The following is a 12,456-nucleotide window of genomic DNA, read 5'->3' as shown; positions in this document are numbered from 1 at the left end:
AATCAGGCGCATCTCCCTCGCGGGTAACCGCGGGGGAGACACGCGCATGGGTCTGATCGAAATCCTCGGCATCGCGGGCAGCGTCAGCCTGCTGGCGGGCTGGCGGCTCTACCTCGCGATCTTCGCCACCGGCATGGCGATGCGCCTCGGCGCGCTGCCGATCCCCGAACACCTCGCCGCGCTCGACGTCTTGGCAAACCCGTGGGTCATGGGCGTGGCTGGCCTCGCCGCCTTTGCCGAGTTCTTCGCCGACAAGATCGCCTGGCTCGATAGCGCGTGGGACGCGGTGCATACTTTCGTGCGGCCGGTCGGCGGCGCGATGCTGGCGCTGGCGATCGTCGACCCGGGCGATCCCGCAACGCAGGCGATCGCCTTCATCCTCGGCGGCGGAGCGGCGCTCGCGGCGCATGGCGGCAAGGCAGGGGCGCGGGCGGTGGTCAACGCCAGCCCCGAACCGTTCAGCAACGTCGTCGTCTCCTCGGTGGAGGACGTCGCGACCGCGGGGCTGCTGTGGGCGACCTACGAGTATCCTTACGCCGCGGGCGCCATCGCGCTCGTGCTGCTGGCGCTCACCGTGTGGTTGCTGCTGATGGCGCGGCGGGTGCTGCGGCGGCTGTTCGGACGGCAGCCGAAGCCGTCGCCAGACCTGCCGCCGCCATCGGCGGGCTAGGCGACCGCCTTCAGCTTCCTCGACGCGTGACGCGCCATGAACGCCTCCACCTCGGGGGCGATCTTTGTGCGCCAGCGACTGCCGTTGAAGATGCCGTAGTGGCCCGCGCCCTCGGCGAGGAGGTACTGCTTCTTCGACTTGGCCAGGTTCGTCGCCAGTTCGAGCGCCGCCTTGGTCTGGCCGATGCCCGAGATGTCGTCGCGCTCACCCTCAACCGCGAGCAGCGCCGTATCGGTGATCGCGCCGAGGTCGACCGCCTTGCCGCGATGAACGAAGGTCCCGTTCGGGATGGAGTGCTTCTGGAACACTTCCTCGATCGTCTGGAGATAGAATTCCGCCGTCATGTCGCAGACCGAGCGGTACTCGTCGTAAAAGGCCTTGGTCATGTCGGCGCTGGCATCGTCGCCCACGGTGAGATGCTTGAACATCTCGTAGTGGCTCATCATGTGGTTGCCCAGGTTCATGCTCATGAACCCGGCAAGCTGCAGGAAGCCCGGATAGACCCGGCGCCCGCCGCCCGGATACTGCATCGGCACCGTGGCGATCACGTTGTGCCGGAACCACTCGATCGGCCGCTCCATCGCGAGGTCGTTCACCGAGGTCGGCGAGCAGCGTGTGTCGATCGGCCCGCCCATCATGGTGAGCGTGGCCGGACGCGCAGGGTGCTTGGCCGCGTTCATCACGGCAGTCGCGGCAAACGCGGGAACCGAGGGTTGGCACACCGCGATAACGTGCGTGCCTGGCCCGATGAAGGCGAGGAAGTCGATCAGGTAGTCGATGTAGTCGTCGAGGTCGAACCGGCCTTCGCGGGGCGACACCATGCGCGCGTCGGCCCAGTCGGTGATGTAGACATCGCTGGTCTCGGACATCCGCTCGACCGTGCCGCGCAGCAGCGTGGCGTAGTGGCCGCTCATCGGCGCGACGATCAGAACCTTGGGCGCGTCTGCGGGCAATCCGTCGCGGGTGAAACGGCGTAGGTCTCCGAAGGGACGGGGGCGGACGATCGATTCGGTGACGGTGTAGGAATGCCCGTCGACGACCACAGCATCGATCCCGAATTCGGGCTTGCCGCGCGGCTGGGTGGCATGGGCGAACACCTCAAGCGCGCTGGCCGCCATCGGCGCCATGCCGAGATAGCCCATCGGAAACCGCGGGTTCGTCATCAGCTCCGAAGCGACCGAAGCCCAGGCGCTGACCCCGTTGAGCCAGGCGCGCTGCATTTCATAGGCGTGGTAAAGCAATCCGAATTCCCCTGCTGGCGCCTCTGCCGGACGCATGTTGCGGTGCATCGTGCGCCGATTCGTTTCTTTGTGCAACGCACAATGGTTGGTTATGCTCCCAAAGGACGGCACCAGTGGATTTCGCCTTGGCTCGCCCTTATGGGGCAAGAGATGGACGAGAGCGAGCAGGCGGCCCCGGCCGAAAACGGCGAAGCGGCAAGCGAGGCGGCGACCCCGCCTCCCAAGGCGCGGAGCATCCGGCCGCTGGTGATGATCTGGCGGCAGGCTCTCAATTACCCGGGCCAGGTTGCCCTGGCACTCGTCGCGCTGGCGATCACGGCAGCGGCGACGCTGGCCATCCCGGCCTATTTCAAGGTCCTGATCGACAAGGGCTTCTCGTCCGGCGGCGATGTCGCGGGGATCGAGCACGCGGTGCGCCTGTTGTTCGGCGTGGTCGTGGTCCTCGGCCTCGGCACTGCGATGCGGTTCTATTTCGTGAGCTGGCTGGGCGAGCGGGTCGTCGCCGACATCCGCCAGCGGGTGCAGGACAATCTCCTGCGTCTTGCCCCGGGCTTCTACGAGGAGAACAGCCCGAAGGAAATTTCCAGCCGCATGACCAGCGATACCACGCTGATCGAACAGGTCGTCGGCACCACCGTCTCGGTCGCGCTGCGCAATTCGCTGATGGCGATCGGCGGCACGATCTACCTGTTCACGCTGGTGCCAACGCTGACGATGTGGATGGTGCTGGTGATCCCTGCGATCATTATCCCGATCACGATCTTCGGACGCCGCCTGCGCACCGTATCGCGCACGAGCCAGGACCGGGTGGCCGATATCGGCGCGATAGTCACCGAAGTGCTCGGTGCGATGAAAGTCGTGCAGGCGTTCAACCAGGAAGCGCGCGAGGGCCAGCGGTTCCGCGACGCGGTCGAGCGCACTTTCGCCACCGCGCGGCGGCGCATCCTGATCCGTGCGACGATGACTGCGCTGGTCATCATGATCGTGTTCGGGGCGATCGTGCTGCTGCTGTGGCGCGGCGCGGTCGGGGTCGCGAGCGGGGAAATTTCGGGCGGCACGATCGCTGCCGTGGTGCTCACCGCGGGCCTCGTCGCAGGTGCGTTCGGCGCGCTGACCGAGGTGTACGGCGACCTGCTTCGCGGGGCTGGTGCGGCGAGCCGCCTTGCCGAACTGCTGCACGAGGAACCGGCGATCGCGCCGCCCACCCGGCCCGAGGCGCTGCCCGAGCCGCCGCGCGGGGCGATCTCCTTTCGCAACGTCAGCTTCCGCTACCCCACCCGGCTGGAAAGCCCGGCGCTGCGCGACTTCACGCTCGAGGTGCAGCCGGGCGAGACGGTTGCCATCGTCGGACCGTCGGGTGCGGGCAAGAGCACGATCTTCCAGCTCGCCGAGCGGTTCTACGATCCGCAGGCGGGCACCATCCGCCTCGACGGGGTGCCGCTGACGAGCGCGGACCCTGCCGCGATCCGCCGCCGCATGGCCTTCGTGCCGCAGGAAGGCGTGCTGTTCAGCGCCAACGCGCGCGACAACCTGCGCTACGGGAATTGGGACGCGAGCGACGAGGCGATCTGGGAAGCCGCGCGCGCGGCCAACGCAGAAACGTTCCTGCGTGCCCTGCCGCAGGGGCTCGACACGTTCCTCGGTGAGAACGGTACCCAGCTTTCGGGCGGCCAGCGCCAGCGCATCGCGATCGCCCGCGCGATCCTGCGCGACGCGCCGATCCTGCTGCTCGACGAGGCGACGAGCGCACTCGATGCCGAAAGCGAGCGGCTGGTGCAGGATGCGCTGGAACGGCTGATGGCGGATCGCACCACGCTTGTGATTGCCCACCGCCTTGCCACCGTGCGCGCGGCGGACCGCATCGTGGTGATGGACGAAGGGCGCATCGTCGAACAGGGAAGTCACGGCGTGCTCGCGACTGCAGGCGGTCTCTATGCGCGATTGGCAAAACTCCAGTTCGGCGCGACCGAGGCGGCCTGAAACTCTGCGTCAGCGGGCTCGTTCATCGCCGCCTCAGCGACCCTCATCTACCAAGTGCGCGCAGCCGCCGACGAGCGGCGTTGACGCGGGGCGCTCCGGCGGCTTGCGGTAAACCGCATCAGCCGGGCCACCTGAGCCCGCTTGGGGACAAGGGACAGACATGATCAGCAAGATTTTCGCCACCGGCGCCAGCGCGCTCGCGCTCGCCATCGCCGCCCCGGCGTTCGCGCAGGATGCGCCCGCCACCACCTCTGCCGCAAAGCCCACCGAGGCGACCCCGCTGCCGACGATGAGCTTCGGCACTTGGGGCTTCGATCCGGCTGCGCTCGACAAGTCGATCGATCCGGGTGACGACTTCTTCGCCTACGCCAACAAGCGCTGGCTCGATGCCAACCCGCTGCCAGCCGAATTCAGCCGCTTCGGCGCGTTCAACCTGCTGCGCGAGAAATCGACGAGCGACGTCAAGACCCTGGTCGACGAACTGGTCGCCAAGGACCCGGCCATGCTCTCGGCCGACGAGAAGCGCATCGTCGACAGCTACAACGCCTTCCTCGACACCGCCGCGATCGAGGCTGCGGGTTTCGCCCCGGCCAAGCCCTACATCGATGCGATCAAGGGGGCGGACACGCTCGCCAAGCTGGCGGACCTGTGGGGCAAGACGGGCTATCCCTCACCGATGGGCGCGGGCGTGACGGTCGATGCCAAGGAGCCGGACCGCTACAGCGTGGCGGTCGGTTCGGGCGGCCTCGGCCTGCCCGATCGCGACTATTACCTCGACACCACCGAAAAGGGCCAGGGCATCCAGGCCAAGTACCGCGAGTACATCGCCTTCCTGCTCGGCCAGGCGGGCTATGCCGACGCCGCCGCGATGGCGGGTCAGGTCTATGCCTTCGAGGACAAGATTGCCCGCACCGTTGCGTGGGACCGCGCGGTGCGCCGCAACCGCGACCTGACCTACAACGCGCTCTCCCCGGCCGAACTTGCCGCGCTCGACCCGGCATTCCCGACCGCCGCGTTTCTCGCCTCGTCGGGCGTGGCGAGCACGGATCGCTATCTCGTCGGCGACTTGCCGCCGACCGCGGAGGAAATCGCTGCGCTCAAGCTCGATGAAGCGACCGTCGCCAAGATCGGCGGTGGCACGCCCGCGATGATGGCGCTGCTCCGCGCGACTCCGGTGGAGGTGCTGCAGGCGTGGATGGTCAAGGGCTTCCTCAACGGCAACGCCTCGGTCCTGCCCAAGGCGATCGACGACGCCTCGTTCGCGTTCAACCAGCAGCTGCTGACCGGCGTGCCGGAACAGCGTGCCCGCTGGAAGCGCGCGATCTCCGAAAGCGAAGGGCTGCTCGGCGAACTCGTCGGCGCCTCCTACGTGCAGCGCTACTTCCCGGCCCAGAACAAGGCCGCGATGGTCGATCTGGTCGCCAACTTGCGGAAGGCGATGGCGCTCAACATCGCCGACAACACGTGGATGGGCGAGGAGACCAAGAAGCAGGCGATCGCCAAGCTCGACGCGTTCGATCCCAAGATCGGTTACCGCGACGAGCTCGAGACCTATCCCGGCCTCGCGATCGGTGCGGGCACTCCGCTCGCCAATCGCATGGCGGCGGGCGAATGGGCTCGGGTAGACAACCTGTCGAAGCTCGGCGGGCCGATCGACCGCACCGAATGGGGCATGCTGCCGCAGACCGTGAACGCGTACTACAACCCGACCAAGAACGAGATCGTGTTCCCGGCCGGCATCCTCCAGCAACCGTTCTTCGGCCTCACCGCCGACGCGGCGGTGAACTATGGTGGGATCGGCGGCGTGATCGGCCACGAAATGGGCCACGGGTTCGACGACCAGGGATCGAAGTCCGACGGCACCGGCATGCTGCGCAACTGGTGGACCGACGCCGACCGCGCGGCGTTCGACAAGCTCGGCGATGCGCTCGTGGCGCAGTACAACGCGTTCTGTCCGCTCGACGACGGCAAGACCTGCGTCAACGGACGCCTGACGCTGGGCGAGAACATCGGCGATCTCGGCGGGCTCAGCCTCGCCTACCGCGCTTACAAGCTGCATCTCAATGGCAAGCCCGACAAGGTGATCGACGGGCTGACCGGCGACCAGCGGTTCTTCCTCGCCTGGGCGCAGGTGTGGCGCGCGCAGGAGCGTGACGACAACACCCGCAACCGCCTGCGCACCGACCCGCACAGCCCGGAAATGTACCGCACCAACGGCGTCGTGCGGAACCTCGACGAATGGTACAAGGCGTTCAACGTGACCGCCGACGACGCGCTGTACCTGCCGCCGGAAAAGCGCATCCGCATCTGGTAAGACCGGAATCGGCAGGGCAGGTCGCTTGACTTGTCCTGCCGATGCCGCTTGTTCGCGGACCCATGGGTCTGATCCTCACCGCTATCCTGCTCGGCATGCTCGAAGGGCTGACCGAGTTTCTTCCGGTCTCCTCGACCGGGCACCTGATCCTTTCGCAGGCCATCTTCGGCTACGACCCGAAGGAATGGTCGCAGTTCAACATCGTGATCCAGCTCGGCGCGATCACCGCGGTGCTGGTGACCTATCGCAACCTGTTCTGGTTCACCGGCGTCGGACTGCTGCGCGGCAAGGGCGAGTCCATTCGCTTTGTCCGCAACATCCTCGCCGGGTTCTTGCCCGCGGCGGTGATCGGCTTGCTGGCGAAGGATGCGATCGACGTCATGCTCGGCAGTCCGCTGGTCGTCGCGAGCGCGCTGCTCGTCGGCGGGATTGCGATGCTCGTACTCGAACGGACGATCCCTGCGAGCGAGGACACCGGCGTCACCGAAATGCCGATGCGCACCGCGATGCTCATCGGCCTCGCGCAGTGCCTCGCCATGATCCCGGGTACGAGCCGTTCGGGCGCGACGATCCTCGGCGCGCTGGCGCTCGGCGTGGGACGCAAGACCGCGGCGGAGTTCTCGTTCTTCCTTGCCGTGCCGACCATGCTGGGCGCGGCGACGGTCAAGATCCTCGACGATCCGGCCTTGCTGGCGGGCGATGCCGCGATCGGCTGGGGCGAGATCGCCGCAGGATTCCTGTCGGCATTCGTTGTGGCGATGATCGTGATCCGCGTGTTCGTCGCTTATGTCTCGCGTCGCGGGTTTGCGCCGTTCGCGTGGTACCGCATCGTGGTCGGAGCGGCGGCGCTCGCCTGGCTCACCCTCGGATGATTGCCTGAGGGCCGGTTGCCATCGTTTCGTCGCATTCTCCGGAACCAACCCGCCTTTCGCTGTTTGTGAGCGTCAGGACTGCAACGTAGGCGCGAGTATCAGGTGGGTTTTATCGTTCTTCTGGCCGTTGGCGGCGTATTGTCGTGGCTGGCGTCTATCCTGACGCGGGACGATGACGCGCGCTCGATCCTCGTCAACGTGATCGTCGGCGAGATTGGCGCGCTGGTGCTCGGCATCCTGGTGAGCCGGGAATCGCTGCTCGTGGGGATCACCCCGACGGCGCTGCTTGCGAGCATGGCCGGGGCGATCGCCGCCCTCGCCGCGCTTTCGTTCACCCGGATGCGACTGGTCCGCTGAAGCTGCCTTATTTTAGACTTACAACCGGAGGGTCGGCGCAGTATGCAGGCCCCCCATCCAAAAAGGGGAAGAGAGAAATGAAGAAACTCATTGCCATTTCGTCGGCGCTGGCCCTCGGTCTCACCGTCGCCGCTTGCGACGGTCCGAAGGAAAATGCGGCCGAAGACGCCGGTGAGCAGGCCGCCGAAGTCGTGAACGAGCAGGCGGAAGCCGCCGAAGACGCCGGCGCGATGACCGACGCCCAGGCCGACGCCGTGACCGACGCCGCCGAAGACAAGGCGGACGCGGCGGAAGAAGCTGGCGAAGCGGCCGACCAGGCCGACGGCACGACCACCGATCCGACCTGATCCTTTCGGGTTAATCGCAAACAGGAAGCGGCCTCGGAGAAATCCGGGGCCGTTTTCCTTTGGGGCTTCAGGCCGGCTTTGCGCCGCTCCCGCGTCCGCCGCGCAGCAGGTATTCCTGCGTCCCGCGGTGCACGACGTTGTCGAGGTCGATCACCGCGCTGTTGGCGTAGGTGAAGCCCGGCGACAGCGAGCGATAAAGACGGTCGAAATCGCGCTCCACCGTCTGGCGGTAGAGGTCCTCGAAACTCTCGATCACGAAGTAGGTCGGCTGGAGGTCGTCGATCACGTAGTCGGTCCGCATGACGCGGTCGACATTGAGCATGATGCGGTTGGGACTCGCCGCCTCGGTAGCGAAGACTACTTCGGTGGGGCCCGAGAGGATGCCGGCACCGTAGGCCTTGATGCCGCCGGCTTCCTCGATCAATCCGAACTCGACCGTGTACCAGTAGAGCGCACCGAGAGCTTTGAGCCGGTTATAGCGCATCGCCTTCCATCCGGCGCGGCCGTATTCCTGCATGTAATCGGCATAGACCGGGTCGGTCAGCATCGGCACATGGCCGAACACGTCGTGGAAGACGTCGGGCTCCTGGATGTAGTCGAAGGTCTCGCGCGTGCGAATAAAGTTCCCCGCCGGAAAGCGCCGGTTGGCAAGGTGCCAGAAGAACACGTGATCGGGGATCAGCATCGGCACCGGCACCACCGACCAGCCGGTCAGCGCCGAGAGGTCCTCGGAGAGCTTGCCAAACTCCGGCACGCCGCCGCGATTGAGGTTCAGCTTCTGCAGGCCTGCCATGAAGGCGCTCGCGGCGCGGCCCGGTAACACGTCGATCTGGCGGGCAAACAGGTCGTTCCAGATCGCGTCGTCGTCGGACGAGTAATCGGCCTGCCGCGGTTCGAGCCAGTCCTCGCCCACATGCGCGGGTCGCTTGAGCGGTGCGGTGAAAACGTCCGCCGGAAGGTCCGGCAGCGCGGCGAAGTCGTCATACGGTTGTGCGATCGTGGCCATGGTTTCGAATGAAACTAGCATCGCCGCACGGCCGCGGCAAACGTGCGTATCAGCCCGCGCGTTCGAACACCGCGGCGATGCCCTGGCCGCCGCCGATGCACATCGTCTCGAGGCCGTAGCGCGCGCCGCGCCGGTGCATCTCGTGCGCCATGTCGGCGAGGATCCGCCCGCCGGTTGCGCCGATCGGATGGCCGAGGCTGATGCCCGATCCGTTGACGTTGAGCAGGTCCATCCGGCTGTCGCCGTCCGACCAGCCCCAACCCCTGAGCACCGCGAGAGCCTGCGGGGCGAATGCCTCGTTGAGTTCGACCATTTCGATGTCGGCCCAGCCGAGACCGGTGCGCGCGAACAGCCGCTCGACCGCCGGTACCGGGCCGATGCCCATCCGGCTGGGGTCGCAGCCCGCCGCCGCATAGCCCGAGAACCACAGCATCGGTTCGAGACCCAGTTCCTCGAGCTTGTCCTCCGCCACCACGAGACAGGCGGCCGCCGCATCGTTTTGCTGGCTGGCGTTGCCCGCGGTCACCACGCCGCCTTCGAGCGCGCGCAGCTTGCCGAGGCTTTCCATGCTGGCGTCGGCGCGGAACCCTTCGTCTTTCGCGAATGTGACCGGATCGCCCTTTCGCTGCGGCACGTCAACCGGCACGAGCTGGGCATCGAACTTGCCTGCATCCCACGCGGCAGCGGCGTTCCGGTGCGAGCGGACGGCGAAGGCATCGGCCTCCTCGCGGGTAATGCCGTAGTCTTTCGCCAGGTTCTCGGCGGTCTCGATCATCCCGCTGATCACGCCGAACCGCTCGACCGGCTGGCTCATCAGACGGCCGCGGGTGAGCCGGTCCCACAGCTCCATGTTGCCCGCGCGGACCCCGCCGCGCAGCCGCGTGGTGTAGTGTTCCACGTTCGACATGCTCTCGCAGCCCCCCGCGACGACAACGTCGGCGTGGCCCGCCTCGATCATCATCGCTGCGTTGACGACGGCCTGCAGGCCCGAGCCGCAGCGACGGTCGAGTTGATAGCCGGGCACTTCGAGCGGGAGGCCGGCGGCAAGCCAGCTCCAGTGGCCGATCGCGGGCGCCTCGCCGTTGCCATAGCCTTGGCTGAACACGACGTCATCGACCCGCTCGGGATCGATCCCGCTGCGCTCGACCAGCGCCTTCAGGATCACCGCGCCGAGCTGGCCCGCCTCGAGCGAGGCGAGCGAGCCCTGGAACTTGCCCACTGCCGTGCGCAGGGGGCTGACGATGGCGGCGCGGCGTTTGCTCATGCGGGTTTCCTCGGATGGTGCCGGTCGCTGCGCGCGACGACATTGCGGTCGATAAGGTCGGCGATAGCACCGGACGAGAGGCACAGCCGATCGGCCAGCACCTGCTCGCTGTCCTGGCCGAGGTACGGCGCAGGCTGCGGATCGCCCGCCTCGCGTTCCGGCAGATTGGCGAAGCTGCGGGTGGCGGGATAGGCGAAGCCGCTGGGATTGTCGGGCGACGGGCCGAACAGCGGGTTGTCTGCCACCAGCGCGGGGTCGTTTGCCGCTTCGAAGGCCGTGCGATAGCGTTCGAAGGTCGCTCCTGCGAGGGTCAGGCGATCGGCGATCGCGGCATAGTCGAGTGCGCCGGCGGCCCCTTGGACGATCGCGAACAACGCATCGCGGTGGACGAAGCGATTGTGATCCGAGCTTGCGAACGACACGCCGGTGTCCGCCTCCAGTGCCGCGATCGGCACGGCAAGGTCGAGCGCGTCGACCAACGCCCGCCACTGCTTGGCGGTCAGCACCGCGACCATGAAGCGCTTGCCGTCGCGGCTGGTGAAGTCGCGGCCGAGTGCGCCCCAGATCGCGTTGCCAAGCCGCGGGCGATCGCCGCCGCGATAGAGCATTTCGGCCATCGTGCCCGAATTGGCGAGCGTGCCGATCGCCACGTCGCCCAGCGGCACGCGCACCTCGCTCCCCTCCCCGGTCGCGGTTCGGTGGTGGACCGCCGCCATCAGCGCGAAGGCGCAATAGGCGCCGGTTATGAAGTCCCATGCCGGCATGATCTGGTTGACCGGCGGGGCCGTTTGCGGATCCCACTCGGCCGGGCCGGTCATCAGCGGATAGCCGCTCGCCGCGTTGACGGTGAAGTCCATCGCCTGCCGCCCGTCGTGCCAGCCCATCACGCGCACGCTGATCATGTCGGGCCGCCCGGCGCTGAGCGCGGCGTGGCCCAGGAAGCTCGCCTCGGGCAGGTTGGTGACGAGCTGGCCGGTCTTGCGCGCGAGTTCCGCGCACAGCTCGCGGCCTTCGCCCGATCGCAGGTCGAGCGCGACCGACTTCTTTGCCCGGTTGAGGTTCTCCCAGCTCAGCGAGCGCCCTTCGGCGGTGAGCATGTAGCGATCGTAGTCGAGCCCGCCGCCGATCTGGTCGACCCGGATCACCTCGGCCCCCATCTGAGCGCAGTAGAGCCCCACGGTGGGCGAGGCGACGAAGCTGGAAACCTCGACCAGCGAAAGGTCGGACAGGAGCCGGTACATCAGCCTTGCGCAGCGAAATCGCGCAGCATGTGCTTGGCGATCTGGAGTTGCAGGATTTGCGTCGTGCCTTCGTAGATGCGGTAGATGCGCGCATCGCGGAAGAACCGTTCCGCGTCGTATTCGGCGAGGTATCCCGCGCCGCCGTAGATCTGCACCACGCGGTCGACCACGCGGCCGCACATCTCGGAAGCGAAGACCTTGAACGCGGCGGCCTTGCGCAGGACATTCTCGCCCGCATCGGCACGCGCGGTGACATCGGCCATCATGCATTCGGCCGCGTAGATCTCGGTCTCGCTGTCGGCCAGCATCGCCTGGATCAACTGGAAGTTCGCGATCGGCTCGCCGAAGGCCTTGCGCTCGGTGGCATAGCGCAGCGCGCTGTCGAGCGCGCGGCGGGCATAGCCGGTCGATGCCGCGCCGACCGAGATGCGCCCGTTGTCGAGGCTTTTCATCGCGAATACGAAACCCTTGCCGGTCTCGCCGCCGAGCAACGCCTCGCCCGGCACGTGCACGTCTTCCAGGATAACGTCGGCGATCTGCGCACCCGACTGGCCCATTTTCTTGTCCGCCGAACCGACGCTGACGCCGGGCGTGTCCATCGGCACGATGAAGGCGGACACGTGCGCGTTCTTGGGCAGCGCCTCCTTCTCGGTGCGCGCCATGATCAGGCCGACCGCGGCTTGCGGAGAGTTGGTGATGTAACGCTTGGTCCCGTTGAGGATCCAGCCGTTGCCCGAAGGATCGGGTCGGGCAGTGGTAGCCATGGCCGCGCTGTCGCTGCCGGAGCCTGGCTCGGTCAGGCCGAAACAGGCGACTTCGCCGGCGGCGATGCGCGGCCACCACTCGGCCTTTTGCGCTTCGGTCGCGCCGGTCTTGATCGCCGAATTGAACATGCCGACGTTGATCGAGAAGATGCTGCGAAAGGCGGGTGCGGCATAGGCCATCGTCTTCACGACGCGGGCATACTGCGAGATGCTGAGGCCCGCGCCGCCGTACTCCTCGGGCACGGTGAGGCCGAACAGGCCCATCTCGCGCATTTCGGTGACGATCGCTTCGGGGATGCGGTCGGCCTCGATCACCTCGCGCTCGGCGGGGATCAGGCGCTCGCGGACATAGCGTTCGAGCTGGTCGATGAACTGTTCGAACAGTTCGGGGTCCATACCG

Annotated in this window: 11 protein-coding genes; 6 read left to right on the top strand and 5 right to left on the bottom strand. The window is 67.1% G+C overall.

The window, feature by feature from the left end; all coding sequences use genetic code 11:
- Positions 1-46 precede the first annotated feature (46 nt).
- Positions 47-670: a DUF4126 domain-containing protein gene (locus ACWPMX_RS12665; RefSeq protein ID WP_455700353.1), complete on the top strand. Its 624-nt coding sequence runs from the start codon at positions 47-49 to the stop codon at positions 668-670.
- Here the strand turns inward: ACWPMX_RS12665 and ACWPMX_RS12660 are convergent.
- The gene (locus ACWPMX_RS12660; protein ID WP_455700787.1) at positions 667-1,911 is read right to left on the bottom strand and encodes a polyhydroxyalkanoate depolymerase; all 1,245 of its coding nucleotides are present in this window, start codon (positions 1,909-1,911) and stop codon (positions 667-669) included. The genes ACWPMX_RS12665 and ACWPMX_RS12660 overlap by 4 nt on opposite strands.
- Before the next feature lie 150 nt (positions 1,912-2,061).
- Here ACWPMX_RS12660 and ACWPMX_RS12655 point away from each other — a divergent pair, with 150 nt between their 5' ends.
- The 5 genes from ACWPMX_RS12655 (at position 2,062) to ACWPMX_RS12635 (ending at position 7,781) form a co-directional block, all read left to right on the top strand.
- The gene (locus tag ACWPMX_RS12655; RefSeq protein WP_455700352.1) at positions 2,062-3,891 is read left to right on the top strand and encodes an ABC transporter transmembrane domain-containing protein; all 1,830 of its coding nucleotides are present in this window, start codon (positions 2,062-2,064) and stop codon (positions 3,889-3,891) included.
- 160 nt (positions 3,892-4,051) lie between these two features.
- A complete protein-coding gene (locus ACWPMX_RS12650) occupies positions 4,052-6,205 on the top strand; it encodes a M13 family metallopeptidase (protein WP_455700351.1) in 2,154 nt (717 codons plus the stop codon).
- A 62-nt stretch (positions 6,206-6,267) separates the two neighbouring features.
- The gene (locus ACWPMX_RS12645; protein WP_455700350.1) at positions 6,268-7,077 is read left to right on the top strand and encodes an undecaprenyl-diphosphate phosphatase; all 810 of its coding nucleotides are present in this window, start codon (positions 6,268-6,270) and stop codon (positions 7,075-7,077) included.
- Between the two features lie 102 nt (positions 7,078-7,179).
- Complete coding sequence (locus ACWPMX_RS12640) at positions 7,180-7,434, top strand: GlsB/YeaQ/YmgE family stress response membrane protein (protein WP_455700349.1); 255 nt, start codon at positions 7,180-7,182, stop codon at positions 7,432-7,434.
- A gap of 77 nt (positions 7,435-7,511) precedes the next feature.
- Positions 7,512-7,781: a hypothetical protein gene (locus ACWPMX_RS12635; protein ID WP_455700348.1), complete on the top strand. Its 270-nt coding sequence runs from the start codon at positions 7,512-7,514 to the stop codon at positions 7,779-7,781.
- 67 nt (positions 7,782-7,848) lie between these two features.
- Here the strand turns inward: ACWPMX_RS12635 and phhA are convergent, their stop codons facing one another.
- The 4 genes from phhA to ACWPMX_RS12615 are packed head-to-tail and all read right to left on the bottom strand — an operon-like array spanning position 7,849 to position 12,452.
- Positions 7,849-8,787 (bottom strand): phenylalanine 4-monooxygenase, encoded by a 939-nt coding sequence (phhA, locus tag ACWPMX_RS12630; RefSeq protein WP_455700347.1) that lies wholly within the window; start codon positions 8,785-8,787, stop codon positions 7,849-7,851.
- Between the two features lie 49 nt (positions 8,788-8,836).
- On the bottom strand, positions 8,837-10,051 hold the full coding sequence (locus tag ACWPMX_RS12625; RefSeq protein WP_455700346.1) for an acetyl-CoA C-acetyltransferase: 1,215 nt from the start codon (positions 10,049-10,051) through the stop codon (positions 8,837-8,839).
- Positions 10,048-11,292, bottom strand: coding sequence for a CoA transferase (locus ACWPMX_RS12620; RefSeq protein ID WP_455700345.1), 1,245 nt, complete (start codon positions 11,290-11,292; stop codon positions 10,048-10,050). Before ACWPMX_RS12620 ends, ACWPMX_RS12625 begins: the two co-directional genes overlap by 4 nt.
- Entirely contained in the window at positions 11,292-12,452 is a 1,161-nt protein-coding gene (locus ACWPMX_RS12615; protein ID WP_455700786.1) for an acyl-CoA dehydrogenase family protein, read from the bottom strand. The genes ACWPMX_RS12620 and ACWPMX_RS12615 overlap by 1 nt, the downstream gene beginning before the upstream one ends.
- Positions 12,453-12,456 lie beyond the last annotated feature (4 nt).

Source organism: Tsuneonella sp. HG094 (genome assembly GCF_053819285.1).
The sequence above is the reverse complement of the archived record's forward strand: the minus strand, read 5'-3'. Positions and strand labels throughout refer to the sequence as shown.

Bases quoted from the DNA above. Each gene is read 5' to 3' on its own strand.
- phhA (WP_455700347.1), bottom strand. From the start codon at position 8,787: ATGGCCACGATCGCACAACCGTATGACGACTTCGCCGCGCTGCCGGAC.
- ACWPMX_RS12645 (WP_455700350.1), top strand. From the start codon at position 6,268: ATGGGTCTGATCCTCACCGCTATCCTGCTCGGCATGCTCGAAGGGCTG.
- ACWPMX_RS12615 (WP_455700786.1), bottom strand. From the start codon at position 12,452: ATGGACCCCGAACTGTTCGAACAGTTCATCGACCAGCTCGAACGCTAT.
- ACWPMX_RS12635 (WP_455700348.1), top strand. From the start codon at position 7,512: ATGAAGAAACTCATTGCCATTTCGTCGGCGCTGGCCCTCGGTCTCACC.
- ACWPMX_RS12625 (WP_455700346.1), bottom strand. From the start codon at position 10,051: ATGAGCAAACGCCGCGCCGCCATCGTCAGCCCCCTGCGCACGGCAGTG.
- ACWPMX_RS12620 (WP_455700345.1), bottom strand. From the start codon at position 11,292: ATGTACCGGCTCCTGTCCGACCTTTCGCTGGTCGAGGTTTCCAGCTTC.
- ACWPMX_RS12650 (WP_455700351.1), top strand. From the start codon at position 4,052: ATGATCAGCAAGATTTTCGCCACCGGCGCCAGCGCGCTCGCGCTCGCC.
- ACWPMX_RS12665 (WP_455700353.1), top strand. From the start codon at position 47: ATGGGTCTGATCGAAATCCTCGGCATCGCGGGCAGCGTCAGCCTGCTG.
- ACWPMX_RS12655 (WP_455700352.1), top strand. From the start codon at position 2,062: ATGGACGAGAGCGAGCAGGCGGCCCCGGCCGAAAACGGCGAAGCGGCA.